The organism is Marinobacter sp. PE14 (assembly GCF_053566155.1).
In genome coordinates, this window is record NZ_JBQXNY010000002.1 from 996,155 (window position 1) to 1,013,329 (window position 17,175).

The window sequence follows — 17,175 nt, forward strand, 5'->3', positions numbered from 1 at the left end:
ACGAGTATAAAGAGGGTAAATCGGTTTTGCAGCGGAGTTTCCGTTAACAACCCTTGAGGGCACGTGTAAACTAGGCTGCGTTTGATATTGCCCGTCCTCCAATTCACCCGGAACAGGATCCAGCCACCGTGCCATGTCCCGAACGCCCACTGCATTCGCCGGAAACCCGGTGGCAGAGCCGGTATGGCCGTGTGTTGCTGGCCGCGTTTTTTGGGCTGGGCTTTACGGAAGGGCATGCCCAGACACCGCCGTCTGCGGCGGAAATAGACTGGCGACCGAGAGCAGAGCTGCCAGCCGAGGCTCGGTCCTCGTTGCCCCTTTTCTGCGAAGGGGGGTATCTGCCTTCCGGTCGCACTAATGGCGTTGGCAGTGCGTTTGCCGTTGGCAGCGATTCTGAGCAACCGCTAGAAGCCAGCGGCTTGAACGCCCGCTACGAGATTGACCGGACGCTGTTTCTTCAGGGTGATGTCCGCATTCGCCAGGGCGGCTTTCAGGTAACCGGTTCAGAGGCCCGCTACAGCCAGCAGGAGGGCGCAGTATCGGTGCAAGGGCCGCTGGTCAGTCGCGGCGACGGTTTCCTTCTCACTGGTGAGAACGCGAACTACGACGTCGATAGTGGACGCCTGGACATCAACACTGCGACGTTCTTGCTTCATGGCCCGGAAATGCGCGGTCGTGCAGGCAGTCTGTCTCGCATCAGCGAGGAACAGGTCGTCATTGCAGATGGCTTTCTGACCACCTGTGGCCCCAGCCAGAATGACTGGGCCATTGTTGCCTCGGATATCAGGCTGGATCGGGCGCAAGGATTTGGTACCGCGAAACACGTTCGATTGGAAGTGCTGGATGTGCCGGTGTTCTATTGGCCGTGGGCGAGCTTTCCCATTGATGATCGCCGCAAGTCCGGTTTCCTTTACCCGCAGTTCGGCTCTTCCAGTGCCGGCAGCGGCGGCTTTCTTGCCGTGCCCTACTACTTCAATCTGGCACCCCATTACGACGCGACGCTGACGCCCCAGTACATTCATGGTCGGGGCCTGTTCAACGAAGTCGAAGGCCGGTACCTCAGCTCTCTCGGGGAAACTACCCTTCAGCTTGGGTACATCGGCAATGATTCGGCGTTCCAGGAGGAAAATCCCGGTGAATCCGGTGAGCGCTGGGCCCTGGATGCCACGACCCGGGCTGCCTTTGGCCGTGGCTGGCGGGGCTACGGAGATTTTTCCGTGGTGAGCGATGAGGACTATCTCAGCGATCTGAACCGCAGCCTGGAGATCAACCAGGCAACCCATTTACAGAGAAAGGGCGGGGTTTCCTACCGAAGCGACAAGCAGTATTTCGATGCCTACCTCAACGATTACCAGACCATCAGTGATCGCATTGCCGACGTGGACAAACCCTATGCGCAGTTGCCGGAAGTGATCTACGCAGGGCAGACAGGTGCAGGGATCGTGGAGGCCAACCTGGAAAGCCAGTACACGGTGTTTTACCGGGATAACGAAGCACTGACCGGTCTGGATCGGGCTAACGGACAGCGTTTCAGGGCGCGGCCGGAACTGGCGTTGCCCATGCGAGCATTGTGGGGGTTCAGTCGGCCGTCGGCAAGCCTGGATTACACCCGCTACAACCTGGATGACTACGTGCTGGGGGATGGCACCTTCGATCGCACGGTGCCGGTTGCCGAATGGGACAACGGGTTGTATTTCGACCGACAGAGCAGCCTGTTTGATGTGCCCTACAACCAGACTCTGGAGCCCCGGCTCTATTACGCCTGGGCTGATGCTGATCCGGATCAGAACGACATTCCGGATTTCGACACCGACCTCCAGACCTTTCGTTTTGAGCAGCTGTTTCGCCCGGACCGCTTCACCGGCGGTGACCGGGTAGGCGATGCCAACCAGTTGACCGTTGCCCTGACCAGCCGTTTCAATGACCTGCTCACCGGTGCGGAGCGTGCACGGTTCAGTATTGGGCAGGTGCAGTATTTCGAGGACCGCGAAGTGACATTGTTCGGTGAGGGTGCCGGCACCCGGAGCCGTTCACCGCTGGCGGGTGAGGTCGTGCTGAACCCACTCGATACCCTGGAAATCCGATCCTCCGGATTGTGGGATCCTGATACCGGGGATACCGAGGAAGGCCGCAGCCAGTTAACCTTTCACTCCGCTGACTACCGGTACCTGGCCAGTGTGGGGCACACTTACAGCCGGGGCGAACTGGAGCAGTCGGATATTGCGGCGGTTTTCCCGGTCTCGGACCGTGTTAGTCTGATCGGCCGCTGGGTCTACGACTCCGATCTTGATCGAACCGTCGGATCCCTGGCCGGGCTGGAATACAATAATTGCTGCTGGAGTGTTCAGGTGGTTCACCAGAACTATCTGACCGATGACCGGGAACTTGATAGCCGCATACTGTTCCAGATCCAGTTGAAGGGCCTCGGCGGTAGCGATGGTGCCTCATCGAGTATTTCCGAGGCCATTTACGGTTTTGATGAAAGGGAGCGTCGTCGTTTTGGAACTCCCTGAGTGGATCCCCGACTAAGGCCCCCAAAACGCCAGAAAAGCTCAAATTCTATTTGTAGAGGTGATTATGAAGGCGACCCTTCGCCATGGTGTACAAGCGTTACTGGTTCTTCTTGCCGTCCTGGCTCCGTTGTCTGTTCAGGCCGAGCGTAAGTTGCTGGACCAGGTGGTGGCCATCGTCGATGAGGATGTCATCCTGCAGACCGAGTTGGAGGCGCGAATCAACACCATTACCAGTCGCCTCAGTGCACAGGGCACGGCGCTGCCGCCAAGGCAAGTCCTGGAAGAGCGGGTGCTTGACCAGCTGATCACCGAATCCATCCAGATGCAGATGGCAGATCGGGCCGGCATGCGCATCAGCGATAATGAGTTGAATGAGACCATGGCCAACATTGCTGAACGCAATGGCATGAGCCTGCCGCAGTTTGAAAACCAGCTCGAAGCCGAAGGCGTGACCTACAACCAGGCCCGCGAACAGATCCGGAAGGAGATGCTGACCAGCCGGGTTCAGCAGCGCCAGGTCGGTAACCGGGTTCGGGTGACCGACCGGGAAGTTGAAAATTATCTGGAAAGTCTGGAGGCCCGGGGTGGCAATAACGCCCAGTACCGGCTGGCGTACATCTTTGTGAGCGTTGACGATCCCTCCGACGAGGCGGAGGTGGACGCCGCCAGGGAGAAAGCCGAGCGGCTGCGCAGTGAGATCGCCAATGGCCGTGATTTCCGCGAAGTGGCTGTTGCCGAGTCTGATGCCAGTAATGCCCTGGAAGGTGGCGATATGGGCTGGCGTGCCGAGGGCCAGCTGCCGTCTCTGGTTGCTCCGGTTGTGCCGGAGCTGCCGGTGGGTGAGCCCTCGGACGTCCTGGAAAACAACAGTGGCTTCCACCTGGTGATGGTGATGGACAAGCGCGGCGGCGAGCAGCAGCAGGTGATCCAGCAGCATCGTGTCCGTCACATTCTGGTTCGGCCTTCCGAAGCAACGACTGACAGTCAGGCTGAAACCACGATCCGGGATCTGTACCAGCAGCTTCAGAATGGAGCCAGCTTCAGTGCGCTGGCCAGAGAGTACTCCGATGATCCGGTGTCTGGTTCCGATGGCGGTAATCTGGGCTGGGTAAGCCCGGGCCAGATGGTGCCGGCGTTTGAGCAGGCCATGCTCGATGCTGATATTGGCGAGTTGCGCGGACCGTTCCGTTCCCAGTTTGGCTGGCACATCCTGCAGGTTCAGGAGCGCCGCCAGAAAGACATCAGCGGTGATGTGCGCGACGCCGAGGCCCGCCAGGCCATCTATCGCCGCAAGTTCGAGACCGAACTGCAGAACTGGCTTCAGGAGATCCGCGATGAGGCCTTTATCGAGTTCAAGGGCGAGTACGCCAAGGACGAACCGGCCGAAGAAGAGCCGGTCTCCTGATGAGTAATTCCGTGGTGCTGGCACTTACCGCCGGCGAACCTGCCGGCATTGGTCCGGAGTTGTGCCTGCAACTGGCTCTTGAGGCCCGGAGTGCGGGTGTGGTGGTGGTTGCCAGCCGGCATTTGCTGGAGGCCCGCGCGAAGCAAATGAATCTGGCGGTTGAACTGTGTGCCTGGCAGCCCGGAGAGTCGCCAGAAATGGAGGCAGGCCTGCTGTCGGTGCTGCATGTGGATGGTTGCGCCAATCACGAGCCGGGCACACTGGATACCGGCAGCGGTGCTTATGTGCTCAGAACGCTGGAAGTCGCCGCTAACGGCTGCCTCAGCGGCGATTTTGACGGCATGGTGACGGCGCCTGTCCATAAGGGCGTTATCAACGATGCCGGCATCGCCTTCAGCGGCCATACCGAGTTCCTGCAGGAGCTGTGCGGGGTAGAGCGTGTGGTCATGATGCTGGCGACCGAAGAGCTGCGGGTTGCGCTTGTTACCACCCACTTACCGCTCAAGGACGTTTCCGCCGCCATTACCCCAGAGCGCCTGACCCAGGTGACGCGAATTCTTGATGCTGATCTGAAAAAGTTCTTCGGCATTGCCCGGCCCAGGATACTGGTGGCCGGCCTGAACCCTCATGCCGGCGAAGGCGGTCACCTTGGTCGGGAGGAAATCGATACCATCGAGCCAACCCTGGAGGCTCTGCGTGCCGAAGGCATTTCTCTGACCGGACCTTTACCGGCCGATACCCTGTTTACCCCGCACTGGTTAAACCAGGCGGATGCGGTTCTGGCCATGTACCACGATCAGGGGCTGCCGGTACTCAAGTTCCAGGGATTTGGACGGGCCGTGAACATTACCCTTGGGCTGCCGATTGTGCGTACGTCCGTGGACCATGGCACGGCGCTGGATCTGGCGGGAACCGGTCGAGCCGATGCCGGCAGTCTGCATACTGCCCTGAAGGTAGGCGAGCAAATGGCTCGTTGTCGCAAATCTGCAATTGAAGAGACCCGTTCGTGAGTAACAAAGCCGGCCACCAGGCCAGAAAGCGGTTTGGCCAGAATTTCCTCCATGATCCGGGGGTCATAGAGCAGATCATCCGCGCCATTAACCCGAAACCCGATGACGCCATCGTGGAAATTGGTCCCGGCCTGGGCGCATTGACCGAGGAGATACTGGCGGTGAATCCGAAGCTCCAGGTTGTGGAGCTGGATCGGGATCTGATTCCGGTGTTGCGCACCAAGTTCTTCAACTACCCCGAGTTCCGGATTCACGAGGCGGACGCGCTCAAGTTTGATTTCAGCCAGCTCATGGTGGATCGCCCCCTGCGGATCATCGGTAACCTGCCGTACAACATTTCGACACCGCTGATTTTTCACCTGTTGTCCCAGGCCGGTGTTGTGCAGGACATGCACTTCATGCTGCAGAAAGAGGTGGTTCAACGAATGGCAGCGGTGCCGGGTGACAACAATTACGGGCGCCTTGGCATCATGACCCAGTATTTCTGCCGGGTGCAGCCGCTGTTTGAGGTGGGGCCCGGCGCTTTCCGCCCGGCGCCCAAGGTGGATTCGGCGATTGTCCGATTGGTGCCTCACAAGACCCTGCCACACCCTGCGAAGGATTTGACGACACTCCAGGCTGTGGTCCGCACGGCGTTCAACGCGCGCCGGAAAACCCTTCGCAAGGCGCTCGGCGGTATGGTGTCGGTCGAGCAGCTCCAGAGCCTGGGCATCAATGATGGCCTGCGCCCCGAGAACCTCGGATTGGCCGATTACGTGGCCATTGCAGACCTGCTGGTTGATGAGAAGGGCTCAACTAATCCGGCAAACGAGGTAAGTGATGACTGACTACGCCATAGGCGATATTCAGGGCTGTTACGAACGCCTGAGGGATGTCCTGGACAAAGTGGATTTCTCTCCTTCCCGTGACCGTTTGTGGGTAGCGGGCGACCTGATCAATCGTGGGCCGTCCTCACTGGCAACCCTGAGGTATATCGAAAGCCTTGGTGACTCGGCGGTGGTGGTGCTCGGCAATCATGACCTGCATCTGCTGGCGGTGTCCCTGGGTGGTCATCAGACGCGCCGCAAAGACACCCTTGCCGATATTCTGGAAGCACCTGATTACGACCGATTGGTGAATTGGCTCCGGCAGCAGAATCTGTGCGTTCACGATCCAGTCCGGAATCTGGTGATGACCCACGCCGGTTTGCCTCATATATGGTCGGTCGGCGAGGCCATGGCGTGTGCTCAGGAAGTGGAAGCGGTGGTCCGGGGCGATGCAGCAGAGGAATACTTCACCCAGATGTACGGGAACCAGCCCGAACGCTGGGACGAAACCCTGCAAGGTATGGACCGCTGGCGGGTCATTACCAATTATTTCACCCGCATGCGCTTTATTGCCGAGGATGGCACCCTGGAGCTGGCGGCCAAGGAAGCTGTCGACAGCGCCCCTGAAGGTTTCGAGCCGTGGTTTCATTTCCCTCGGAATGACGATGTCCGAGTGGTGTTTGGCCACTGGGCAGCCCTGGAAGGAAAAACCGGCAGCGACCGGTTTATCGGCTTGGATACCGGATGTGTCTGGGGCGGCGCGTTGACCATGATGAACCTGGATTCAGGAGAAAAGATCCACTGTGACTGCTGAGTCCGTACAAGAGACGACCGGCCGCGTGCTTGGGTTTCCGCTGGTTGCGGGAGCCTTCCTGGCGCTTCTGGCGGTGATGGCTGGCGCCTTTGGGGCACATGGGCTGCGCAACCTGGTCAGTGAACGTAGCCTTGAAGTTTTCCAGACCGCCGTCACATATCAAATGTACCATTCCATAGCGCTGGTTCTGTTGGCATTGCTGGCCGGACAGAGCCTCCCCAGAAAGTTGCTGGGTTGGTCGGCGGGGTTTTTTCTGGCCGGCATCCTGTTGTTCAGCGGCAGTCTTTATTTGCTGGTGCTGACAGACATCCGCTGGATCGGTCCGATAACTCCCCTGGGCGGAGTATGCTTCATGGTGGGTTGGGCGCTGTTAATAACCGCCGGCCTAAGCCGAAACAAGTGATGAATACAGAGGTTCAAGAGTCACGATGCAGGTTCAGGTAAATGGCAATGCAATGGAGCTGCCGAACGGCGCAACCATTGCCACGCTGATTGAAAAGATGGCTCTCGCAGGCAAGCGGCTGGCGGTTGAGGTGAACGAGGACATAGTCCCACGAAGCCGGCACCCGGAATTTACCCTGAGCGATGGTGACCGTGTTGAAGTTGTGCACGCGATTGGCGGCGGCTGAACAGGGCGGTCCGCTAAACCCGCCAACCACGGCGGTTTCCATCCTTCAGTATTCAAATTATTCAGGAACACTATGACAGAGACATCCGAATTCCAGCTTCCAGAAGACAAACCGCTCGAAATTGCCGGGCGGGTCTACCAATCCCGTTTGCTCGTCGGCACCGGCAAATATCGAGATATGATGGAAACCGGTCACGCCATCGAGTCCAGTGGTGCGGAAATTGTCACCGTTGCGGTTCGCCGTACCAATCTTGGGCAGAATCCCGATGAGCCGAATCTGCTGGATGTGATTTCCCCGGACAGCTATACCATTTTGCCCAACACGGCCGGTTGCTACACCGCGAAAGATGCCGTACGCACCTGCAAGCTGGCCCGTGAGCTTCTGGATGGTCATGATCTGGTGAAACTGGAGGTCCTGGGTGAAGAGAAGACCCTTTACCCGAACATGACCGAAACGCTGGTGGCCGCCGAGGAGCTTATCAAGGATGGTTTCAAGGTGATGGTCTACTGCTCGGATGACCCCCTGCTGGCAAAGCGCCTGGAAGACATGGGTTGTGTGGCTATCATGCCACTTGGCGCGCCAATAGGCTCCGGGCTGGGTATCCAGAATCGGTACAACATTCGCCTGATCGTCGAGAACGCCAATGTGCCGGTGCTCGTGGATGCCGGTGTCGGCACCGCATCGGATGCCACCATCGCCATGGAGTTGGGCTGCGACGGCGTATTGATGAACACCGCGATTGCCCAGGCCAAAGACCCGATCAGGATGGCCAATGCCATGCGCCTGGCTATCGAGGCTGGCCGGGAAGCCTACCTGGCGGGCCGGATGCCCAAGAAGCTCTATGCCAGCGCATCCTCGCCCATTGATGGCACCTTCTTCTGATCTCGGGCACAATCCTGACTAACGATAACCGAGGGCCGGCATTGAACGACCGGCCCCGAAAACGATAAATCAGAGCGCTGCTGTCCTGCCATGACTGATCAGAAACCCAGTCGCCGAGAGGCGATTCTCCATGCTCTTGTGGAACTCCTTGAGACCGATCCGGGTGCCCGCATCACCACCGCCGGCCTCGCCAAATCCGTTGGCGTTACTGAGGCGGCCTTATATCGTCACTTTCCCAGCAAGCGGAAAATGTTCGAGGCGCTCATCGAGTTCGCTGAAGAGGCCGTGTTCTCCCGCTGTCAGGTGATCCTGCAGGAGCAGGAGGATGTGCGAGTTCGCCTCCAGCAGTTGGTGCATCTGGTATTGGTCTTCGCCGAACGCAACCCGGGCCTGTGCTGTGTACTGACCGGGGACGCCCTGATGGGCGAAAATGACACCCTCCGCAAACGTGCTTCCCAGTTCTTCGAGCGCCTGGAAACCCAGGTTCGGCAAACCCTCAAGGAGGGCGAAATCCGCCAGGGCCTGCGGCCGCGGACGACGTCTGCTCGCGGCGCGGACTTTGTCCTGGTGTTTGTTGAGGGCCGGATTCAGCGGTTTATCCGTTCGTCGTTCTCGCGGTTGCCTTCCACTGACTTCGACGAGAGTTGGGGGTTGGTTGCAGAAGGTGTTTGGGGCTGAGCTTGGAGTTGGCCATCCATGGCCGCCGACATTTCGGGAAAGCCCTTCCTGCCCCCGCCTTTCCGGTCTTTCCGATATCTCTCCAATAATAGAATCACGAAGCCTGTAGGTTGGATTAGGCGAAGCCGTAATCCAACAAAACACTTTGGGAATACCTTCACTGTGTCGGATTACGACTTCGTCTAATCCGACCTACCAAATTTTCCAAGATGAATTCGCGATATCACCGTAGCGATGTCGGCACGGGATGGGAACCTGTTCCCCGGAATGTCGACGGCCAAGGATGGCCGGCGCCAAGCGCACATGGATGTGCTAGTAGCGGTTCCGGGGAGCAGGTTCCCATCCTGTGCCTGCCCGATAGCTAATAGGCTATTGAGGCGAGCACAGGTCTAATTAATCATACCCCGAGGCCGACCGCAGGATCGACCGAACAGGCTCCCAGAGAGCCGGTGCCGAGATCAGAATATCGCGGCCCCAGAGGTCGGCAGGATAGCCTTCAGGCACTTCACTGAAATGGCCAGCGGTGGCGCCTGCTTCCAGGGCGATCAGGCGGGCGGCGGCGAAGTCCCAGGGGCTGACGTTTTCATAGTAGATATCCAGTCGGCCACAGGCCACCCAGCAGATATCCAGTGCCGCGGAACCGATGCGGCGCAGGTCGCGGCATTGGTGAATCATCGCATCCAGGCGTTTGACCAGCGGTTCCAGGGCGTCTTTGGTGTAGGGGAAGCCAGTGGCAAACAGGGCATCACGGGGCACGGTGGCGCCGCTGTGGCGGATCGGGCGGTTGTTCAGGGTGGCACCTTCGGAGCGAGTCGCCCGGAAGGTTTCGCCGGGGAAGGGCGCATGCACCACACCGGCCTGAACGCGACCTTTTTCAGCATAGGCAATGGAAACCGCGACCTGGGGATGGCCGTAGGCATAATTCACGGTGCCATCGATGGGGTCCACAATCCAGAGGGGGGTGTCCAGCTCCTCGGCCTGGCTGAGGTCTGGCATGGTTTCTTCGGAGAGAATTCGGTGGCCGGGGAAGCGTTTGCGGATGGCTCCGGTGATGAATTCGTCGGCCATCACGTCGGCGTGGGTTACTAGCTCGGTCTGATGCTTGTAGTCGGTGCGCAGGGTGTTGCTGTCCCGCTCGCGGCGAATCAGTTCGCCGGCTTCCCGGGCCAGGTTTTCGGCAAAGTCGGTAATCTCGAGTAGAGAAACAGAATCAGACATGGCGCCCCCGTTGATATCCCGTTAGAGAATGAGGGCGCCAGTCTAACACGGCAGGATCAGAGGCTGTTCAGCCACTGATCCATCTTGTCCATGGCCGTGACGAGTCGCGGGCACGCCTGTTTCACAAAGTCGTCGCCCAGTTCCTGTTCGGCATAGTCGCCGCCGGCGAGCGCCAGGGATTCGGCGCCGTCGAAGTCGACAAAGGCCAGGCGCGCTGCCAGATGATCCGGCACGAAACCAAAGTCGCTGGCAGGCAGAATAGCCACGCCGGTGCTTTCCAGAAGGGCCTGACAGAAGGCTTGGCTGGTCTTGATGTCCTTGCTGGCCAGCTGTTCCCGGAACGCCGAGAAGTCCGGGAAGAGGTAGAACGCCCCTTCCGGTTTCTGAACCACCGCGCCCATTTCGCCCAGTCGACGATGCATGTACTCGCCAACCACCTTCAGCACCCGGCGGGACTGTTTGAGGTATTCGTCGATGTCGTCACCCCCGTTGAAAGCCGCGATGGCTGCATGCTGGATGGGGGCGCTGGTTGCCGTGTAGGTTTCGCTGGCGATGATCGCCATGGCGTCCTGCAGCGTCCGGAGCTCCCGGGGGAAGATGAATGTGCCCAGGCGCCAGCCACCGGCACCGGCCCACTTGCTCAGGCCGGTACTGATGATGGTGCCTTCCGGGTAGTAACGGGCGATGGATTTGTGCCTGCCCTCAAAATGCACCTCCCCGTAGATCTCATCCGACAGAAGGATAAGTTTGTATTTGCGGGCGACGTTGGCAATGGCCAGCAACTGGTCGTCAGTGTAGGTACAGCCGGTCGGGTTGGACGGGTAGTTCAGGATCAGGATGCGGGGACGCGAGGGGTCATCGCGACAAATGATGTCGAGTTCCTCGGCGGTAAGCTGCCAGTTATTCTCGGCGTGGGTTGGCAGCCAGTGCACCGAGCGACCGATTATCCGGGCCTGGGGGGCGTAGGAAACCCAGCTGGGGCGAGGGATCAGCAGGTCCCCGTAGTAAGCCAGCTGAAGCATGAACAGCAGCTCCTTGGAGCCCGGGCCGATCAGCACGTCTTCCCAGGTACAGTGCATGCGCTCACTTCGGCGGATATAACCTGAAATAGCCTCGCGTAAGCCTTTGAGGCCTTTTACTGGCAGGTAGTCCTTCTCGTGGGCATGCTCCTTGAGAGCGTCCACTACGCGATCAGGAACCGGGAAGGGGGATTGTCCCAGCCCGAGTTTGATAATGTCCTTGCCCTCGGATTTGAGCTGGTTGCTCAGCTCATTGATACGAAGGGTGGCCGAGGGCTGAATGCCCCGAACGTTGAGGTTGATCGCGTAACGGTGGTCGTTTTGGATGTCCATTGTCCCTGTCTGTTGGTTGGAAGTGATCCTTCAGTATAGAAAACCCAAACATAGCTGTGATGCTGCAGCGGATAAGTGATTGCCGCAGTTGTGAGTCAGGCTTTGGTATCGACTAGCGGGATTTGATCCAGACTTCCACCCGACCATTGCGCGGGCTGCCGCTGCCGCCGACCGGCATGTACTGGCCATAGCCGGTGTAGGCGACGTCGGGAACGTCCACCTCCTGCAGAGCCTTGCGGACCGACAGGGCGCGAAGCTCGGAGATCATCTGGGCCCGTAGTTCGTGGCTTTGGGTGTCGGCGAACCCGATCAGTAACAGGTCGTCGGCCGATCGGCCGTTCTGGATCAGGTACTGCTGAAGTCGTTGCAGGTCCCGGCGGGCCTTGTTATCGAGCTTGGTCCGGCCTTCGGAGAAGCGGAAATTGACTGTCAGACGGTGATAGTTGCCGGTCAGGCGGCGAAAGCTCTCGGGGGTCGAGTCGTCGAACTCCGGTTTTACCGCGATGGGGTTCTGTGAGATGAATCCGGACTCGGCAACCAGCGCCTGGCCCTGCTGGCCAAGGGCAAATCCGATCAGGCCGGCGGCAAGAGGTGGAACGTCGCTCCCGGGTGTGTACATGAACAGACGCCGTGACAGCGGGTAATCCTCGCTGGCGACGGTGAGTTGGTTAGGTCGGAGTGCCGGTGCATTGCCTTCCGAGATGGCCAGCAGTTTGCTGTCTCGAACCGAGGCCAGGCCAGAGAAACCAATGCCTGAGGGATCCCGGCTAACGTCATCCGATAGCTGATCGTTGGATTCGTAGCGTTTGACGTTGCCGCCGAGTTCCAGCTGTTTACCCAGCACCAGGGATTTGAAAGTGTCCCAGGTGCCGGAACGGTCATCCCTGGCGTAAAGGTGGATCGACCGGTCCGGTCCGCCCAGCTCTGACCAGTTACGGATCTGGCCAGCGAATACCCGGCCCAGGGTTTCGATACTCATTTTGCTCACAGGGTTTGACGGATGCACCAGAATGGCCAGACCATCAATGGCAATCACGTGCTCGCTCTCCGGAGCAGTGAGATCCGCCCGCGCACTGAACAGTTTTGACTCCTCGGGCTTTACCGGCCGGGACGATGCCCAGATGTCCGCCTGGCCGGCAGCCAGCGCCTTGAAACCTGTGCTTGATCCGTGGGCGGCGACCAGCACCTCGGTTGCCCGGCTGTTCACGGGCGCGCGCAGGACCTTTTCATTTGCGACGCCAGTACCTCTGGCAGGAACCGGCTCGCCACCGTTTTCTTTCAGGTACCCGGTGACCAGCATTGGCGCCAGGGTAGCGCCGACCGTATTTGAACCGTGAATTTCCAGGTCATAGGCCTGGGCCTGAAAGGCCATAAGGGCTGGCAGTAGCAGTCCCGGGATTGTTGCAGTCATCCGTGTGAATCGCGGCATTTTTCGAAAAAACCTTACCAGACAGTTGGTTGAGAACCTGGAAGGATGCTTCAGAAATATGACATTTGTGTTTCATTGGCGGCACCTTGGGCCGCAAGGCAGGAGGTCACTGTAAAAAAATGTTAAGCAGTCCGCGGAGTGCAGCGTTTGGCTGGCCTATAGTGACTCATCCGCCGTAACAAAAATAAACACTGCGGGCAGAGGCACACCCATGGATGCCATAACATCGAAAGCCGGGCAGGCTCTTGCTGCGGGCGCGCGGCCAGTTCCTCTGAAAAAGGTGTTGCTGGTCGATGACCATGTCCTGTTTTCTCAGGGGTTGGCGGGCCTGATCCGTCAGGAAGGCTTGGCCGAATCCGTTGTAATCGCCAGCACCGTTGAGGGTGCCTCGCATTTGTTGGTCCGTCAGGACGATTTTCAGCTGATCCTGCTCGATATCGCTTTGCAGGGCGAGACAGGGTTGGCTTTGTTACCCAGGCTGGCAAGCCACAGGGAGCCACCTCCGGTGGTGATTATTTCCAGCAGTGAAGACGAAGCGACGGTAAGAGCTGCGCAGGCAGCCGGCGCCAGAGGCTTTCTGGCGAAATCTGCCGGGCGGTCGGCGCTGGTGAGCATGGTCCGTTCTGTGAGCCGTGGCGAGGGTTATTTCCCCGGCGGTGTCGATCCTGTGGCACCGGGGCTGTCATTGACCCCGAGGCAAATGGACGTGCTCCTGTTGTTGGCCCAGGGCTTTCCCAATAAACGTATTTGCCAGAGCCTGAACCTGACGGAACACACGGTGAAAACCCATCTCAAGGCGATTTTTACCCAGCTTGGTGTTCACAACCGGACAGAATGCGTGAATCTGGCCCGGGCTCGTGGGTGGTTGTGAGGGCCGCGGGAAGCCGGACCCAGAACACAGAACCTCCGCCAGACCTCGATTCGGCGCCGCACCTTCCCTGCATCAGCGCAACGAATTCCTGAACAATGGTCAGGCCGAGACCCAGGCCTGGATACTCACTGGGGCCTGCACCCCTCACGTAGGGTGAGAACAGGGTATCTACCAGCCAGGATGGCAGGCCGATGCCGTTATCCGAGACTTCCAGCAACACGTGTGATCCCATGGTTTTCGCTGACAGGATAACGGCAGTACCGCCGCTGTGTTGCACCGCATTGAATATCAGGTTCTGGAGGATCCGCGACAACAGTGATGGATCCGCCATAACCTGAAGATCTCTACTCGGGTGGTCAATCTGAACCTCTATCTTGTTGTTGCCAAGCGAGTCAGCCAGCAAGTCGTTGAGGTCCCGGAATACCGGTGTCAGTGTGGTTGGTCGGATAACGGCTTGCACCATGCCCTCGTTGAGCCTTGCGCTGTCGAATACGGTGCCCAGCAAGCGCCGGAGATGACGAATCATGTCCCTCAACTGTTGGGTTGCCGGGTGCGCTGCAGGGCCGTCTTTGCTCGGCGACAGGCTTTCCAGCGTTATGTCGATCACGTTCAGAGGCTGGCGCAGGTCATGGCTGGCTGCGGTGATCAGTTCCGTTTTTCGCCTACTCTCGTCGCGGGCCGCCTGATGCATGTGATCCAGCAGCTTACGGTCCAGAAAGTGCGCTCGGTGGCGGTATTCACTGGTCCAGGCGCCAACCATGCCAATAAGGTTGGCTGTGGTCAGGAAAAACAGATTGGTTGCGATGTCGGAGCCGGACATACCGCTCCAGAGTTCGGTCAGAAGGTAGCCGACGATCAGAACAAGAGAGACCATGGATGCGCTAAAGAACGGCAGCCCCATGGCAAAGTATCCGAACATGAGCATCAGGATCATGCCCTCGTAGGGCAGCGGAAAGGCAACCTGCCGCGCGGCGGCAATGATTGCGACCACGCTCAGGCCACCGAGGAGGTAGGCCAGGGTATAGATGCGCTCGAAGAGCCTGTCTGAGGGAGACGCGCGGTAGGCGAGCCAGACAACTGAGGCAATCACCGGGCAGGTGACGGCAAGCCGGATGGAAACCGTGACCTGCGCCAGGCCTGGCGGCAGGGTCAGTGCGTCCATAACCGCGTAGATCAAAAAAAGGAACAGGCCGGCCACCGAAACGGGCCGGGCACGCTGTCGGATCAGTCCGGAGCGGTGTCGCCGGTAAGCCTCCTCCAGATCGGGCGCAAAGCGCAGGTTCCGAAACCCGGCGGCCTGTTGCTGTCTGATCTGCTCGGTTGTCATGGCCGTTTCCAGTGTCAGGCACGTTTCTGGATTGTATCCGCCCCGGCCGACTGGCTTCGCGAACCTGAGCACATTCCGGTCAGCCATTACCGAGCATTTTCAGCCGTGCCCAGGTTCTGTCCTGCTCGTCAGGGAAATGCTGCTCCAGCAGAGCTTCTTGCTGTTTTCGTATGTCGGCCTCGGCCAGACCCGAGGATTCCTCTCGCTCCATCGCTTCCCGGAACTCGTCGAAGCGCTGGTCGAAGCGCTTACGCTGCTGAAGATAATTTACGACGCTCTCGACACCGTCCGGATCCACGCCAAACTCTTGCAGTTGCCTGCCGGCGGCTTCCGGAGACGAAGCAGATTCAATGGCGGCGGTCCGGGCCTGTTGTTGTCGGCTGCTCGCATGAAGGTGTTGTTCGGTTGTTCTCAATTGCTCGGGCAACTGATTGCGGTGCCACTGTACGAGTGCCTGTTTGCCCTGCTCGCTCAGGTCAGTGCGCTGCTGAATGGCGAGGGTCGCCAGTGTGTATTCGCTGTAAGCCTCCTCAAGCCCGAAGAAGGCCCGGTGGGCATCGGGGCTAAAGGTGCTAGCGCGCAGTTGTTTTAGCTGTGCCAGGGCATCGCCCAGCGCCGTTAGCTGATAGCCCGGATCCGCTGTTCGGGCTGGGTCGAGTCGGGTTTGCAGAACCTGCAGTGACGCCTGTTTATAGGCGAGATACTCATCGAGGAGTGCCAGCGCCTCGGTGGAAGCGGGCTCAGGCAAGTGGTTCCTGGCCATGGTTTCGATCTGTTGAATGGCTGTTTCCGGAGTCACTTCGCCGACCGTGCTGAGAAAGTAATCGAAAAAGTCCCGCACCCGGAGATTGATAACCAGCTCGCCGTTGTCATCGGCTGTCAGGGCGCCATCAATTTGTGTCCCTGACAGAGACGCCGCAAACGGGGTCGGTCCGAGGGAATCAGGAGTTTGAGAATGCTCCTGTCCAGAAGAAGTCTCTTCCGGGACCGGTTTGGCGCTGTATTCGGATGCTGGCGTTGGCGACTCCGCCGGGGTGGCGGATGACGGTGGCATTGAGGCCGAAATATCGGCGCCTGTCTGGGCTGTTCCGCCAAGGCCATACCAGAGAGCACTGGCAGCCAGGATGGCCGCCAGTGCTCCCGGGAACAGCCACCGACGGGCTTCGATGGATGTCCGCTTCATGGTCACCTCACAGGCCGCGGTTTTTAAGCCGGTTGGCCTGGGTGCGGTAGAGGGTGACGGGGTTGGTCCACAGAGAGCGGGCTCCGAGGAGGTGGTTGATGGCGTCCACGTGGTTCATGTCGTAGTGGGTGCCGATCACCCGGCCCATCATGGTTGAGCAGACGCCTACCAGCCCGTCGTTGGGCTCGCTGCCAAAGGCCAGTGAAGTGATACCCAGGAACGGGTCGGTAATGTCGAAAGCATTGGTCCATACGCCCCGGCCAGTCCAGGAGAAGAACTTGATGCGATTGCCGTCTATCCAGACATCCTCGCTGGTTCCGGCGCAACTATTCCGGTTCACGCCTTTCCAGCCAAGGGCATTGTTCAGGCTGGTTGTGCCAGGCGTGGTGAGGGTCTCCAGGGCTGCCAAACCGTTCTGCGGGTTGTCTGCCCCGGACAAGGCATTGATCAGATCACCCAGGGCGTTGGCGATGGCGTTGGCGCCGCCTTCGACATAGCTACCTGGCGGAAGAATTCCCCGGACCACATCGGCCACTTTGGAGCCCTTGTTAACGCCGTCGATGGAGGTGATTGAGGCAATACGGTGAGGAATCAGGGCTGCAGTCACCCGGGAGGTAGGCGCGCCCTGGCTGTGGGCCATCAGGTTGACTTTGGAATGGCCGAGGCTGTTGACGTAGTTCGCCAGTTGCTGGCCCCGCTGCTCACTGCTGTTGACGAAGGACACGCTGGCGGAATAGACCTGTGCGCCACTGCGCTCAAGATTCCAGGGGATGGTGTGGAAGTAGTTCACCAGGCCGCCAATGGTGTTGAACCCGGTGACACCGTGAACCAGGACAATCGGATGACGGGTCTGAGTATAGCCGGCGTGACTCAGAAATGAGGCGGACAGCAAGGCCAGCCCCAGCACAACTGCTGTGGTAAATCGAATACGCATGTGTGACTCCTGTTGTTTTTGTTGACGGCTGCATCAGGCAGCCGACGGTCGTCGATGCGTTGTCGATTATTGGTATGTGATGAGCGATCAGGAATCGCCCAAATGGGTGAGGACAGGAAGGCTG

16 protein-coding genes are annotated in these 17,175 nt (G+C 59.2%); 10 read left to right on the forward strand and 6 right to left on the reverse strand.

The window, feature by feature from the left end:
• Window positions 1-191 precede the first annotated feature (191 nt).
• From ACWJ62_RS10325 to slmA, 9 genes are all read left to right on the forward strand, one after another.
• Window positions 192-2,513 carry an LPS-assembly protein LptD gene (locus ACWJ62_RS10325; protein ID WP_449286177.1) on the forward strand — a complete coding sequence of 774 codons (2,322 nt, stop codon included), beginning with the start codon at window positions 192-194 and terminating at the stop codon, window positions 2,511-2,513.
• Between the two features lie 64 nt (window positions 2,514-2,577).
• A complete protein-coding gene (locus ACWJ62_RS10330) occupies window positions 2,578-3,918 on the forward strand; it encodes a peptidylprolyl isomerase (RefSeq protein ID WP_449286097.1) in 1,341 nt (446 codons plus the stop codon).
• Window positions 3,918-4,928 (forward strand): 4-hydroxythreonine-4-phosphate dehydrogenase PdxA, encoded by a 1,011-nt coding sequence (pdxA, locus tag ACWJ62_RS10335; RefSeq protein WP_449286098.1) that lies wholly within the window; start codon window positions 3,918-3,920, stop codon window positions 4,926-4,928. Before ACWJ62_RS10330 ends, pdxA begins: the two co-directional genes overlap by 1 nt.
• A complete protein-coding gene (rsmA, locus tag ACWJ62_RS10340; RefSeq protein WP_449286099.1) occupies window positions 4,925-5,755 on the forward strand; it encodes a 16S rRNA (adenine(1518)-N(6)/adenine(1519)-N(6))-dimethyltransferase RsmA in 831 nt (276 codons plus the stop codon). Before pdxA ends, rsmA begins: the two co-directional genes overlap by 4 nt.
• Window positions 5,748-6,548 (forward strand): symmetrical bis(5'-nucleosyl)-tetraphosphatase, encoded by an 801-nt coding sequence (locus tag ACWJ62_RS10345; protein ID WP_449286100.1) that lies wholly within the window; start codon window positions 5,748-5,750, stop codon window positions 6,546-6,548. Before rsmA ends, ACWJ62_RS10345 begins: the two co-directional genes overlap by 8 nt.
• 76 nt (window positions 6,549-6,624) lie before the next feature.
• Window positions 6,625-6,951: a DUF423 domain-containing protein gene (locus tag ACWJ62_RS10350; protein WP_449286178.1), complete on the forward strand. Its 327-nt coding sequence runs from the start codon at window positions 6,625-6,627 to the stop codon at window positions 6,949-6,951.
• 25 nt (window positions 6,952-6,976) lie between these two features.
• Window positions 6,977-7,177, forward strand: coding sequence for a sulfur carrier protein ThiS (gene thiS, locus ACWJ62_RS10355; RefSeq protein ID WP_148608753.1), 201 nt, complete (start codon window positions 6,977-6,979; stop codon window positions 7,175-7,177).
• A 72-nt stretch (window positions 7,178-7,249) separates the two neighbouring features.
• Window positions 7,250-8,059: a thiazole synthase gene (locus tag ACWJ62_RS10360; RefSeq protein ID WP_148608754.1), complete on the forward strand. Its 810-nt coding sequence runs from the start codon at window positions 7,250-7,252 to the stop codon at window positions 8,057-8,059.
• Window positions 8,060-8,149: 90 nt separating this feature from the next.
• Window positions 8,150-8,737, forward strand: a complete 588-nt coding sequence (slmA, locus tag ACWJ62_RS10365) for a nucleoid occlusion factor SlmA (RefSeq protein ID WP_008173360.1) — start codon at window positions 8,150-8,152, stop codon at window positions 8,735-8,737.
• 393 nt (window positions 8,738-9,130) lie between these two features.
• Here the strand turns inward: slmA and ACWJ62_RS10370 are convergent, their stop codons facing one another.
• The 3 genes from ACWJ62_RS10370 to ACWJ62_RS10380 all read right to left on the reverse strand — a co-directional run bounded on the left by ACWJ62_RS10370 (window position 9,131) and on the right by ACWJ62_RS10380 (window position 12,718).
• Window positions 9,131-9,955, reverse strand: a complete 825-nt coding sequence (locus tag ACWJ62_RS10370; RefSeq protein WP_148608755.1) for an inositol monophosphatase family protein — start codon at window positions 9,953-9,955, stop codon at window positions 9,131-9,133.
• Window positions 9,956-10,011: 56 nt separating this feature from the next.
• On the reverse strand, window positions 10,012-11,307 hold the full coding sequence (locus ACWJ62_RS10375) for a pyridoxal phosphate-dependent aminotransferase (protein ID WP_449286101.1): 1,296 nt from the start codon (window positions 11,305-11,307) through the stop codon (window positions 10,012-10,014).
• Between the two features lie 112 nt (window positions 11,308-11,419).
• On the reverse strand, window positions 11,420-12,718 hold the full coding sequence (locus ACWJ62_RS10380; RefSeq protein ID WP_449286102.1) for a substrate-binding domain-containing protein: 1,299 nt from the start codon (window positions 12,716-12,718) through the stop codon (window positions 11,420-11,422).
• Between the two features lie 229 nt (window positions 12,719-12,947).
• On the opposite strand from ACWJ62_RS10380, the gene ACWJ62_RS10385 reads away from it, so the two are divergent.
• Window positions 12,948-13,607 carry a response regulator transcription factor gene (locus tag ACWJ62_RS10385; RefSeq protein ID WP_449286103.1) on the forward strand — a complete coding sequence of 220 codons (660 nt, stop codon included), beginning with the start codon at window positions 12,948-12,950 and terminating at the stop codon, window positions 13,605-13,607.
• Here the strand turns inward: ACWJ62_RS10385 and ACWJ62_RS10390 are convergent.
• From ACWJ62_RS10390 to ACWJ62_RS10400, 3 genes are all read right to left on the reverse strand, one after another.
• The gene (locus ACWJ62_RS10390; RefSeq protein WP_449286104.1) at window positions 13,540-14,934 is read right to left on the reverse strand and encodes a sensor histidine kinase; all 1,395 of its coding nucleotides are present in this window, start codon (window positions 14,932-14,934) and stop codon (window positions 13,540-13,542) included. The genes ACWJ62_RS10385 and ACWJ62_RS10390 overlap by 68 nt on opposite strands.
• Window positions 14,935-15,013: 79 nt before the next feature.
• On the reverse strand, window positions 15,014-16,117 hold the full coding sequence (locus ACWJ62_RS10395; protein WP_449286105.1) for a lipase secretion chaperone: 1,104 nt from the start codon (window positions 16,115-16,117) through the stop codon (window positions 15,014-15,016).
• Window positions 16,118-16,124: 7 nt separating this feature from the next.
• Window positions 16,125-17,051: an esterase/lipase family protein gene (locus ACWJ62_RS10400; RefSeq protein WP_449286106.1), complete on the reverse strand. Its 927-nt coding sequence runs from the start codon at window positions 17,049-17,051 to the stop codon at window positions 16,125-16,127.
• Window positions 17,052-17,175: the final 124 nt, after the last annotated feature.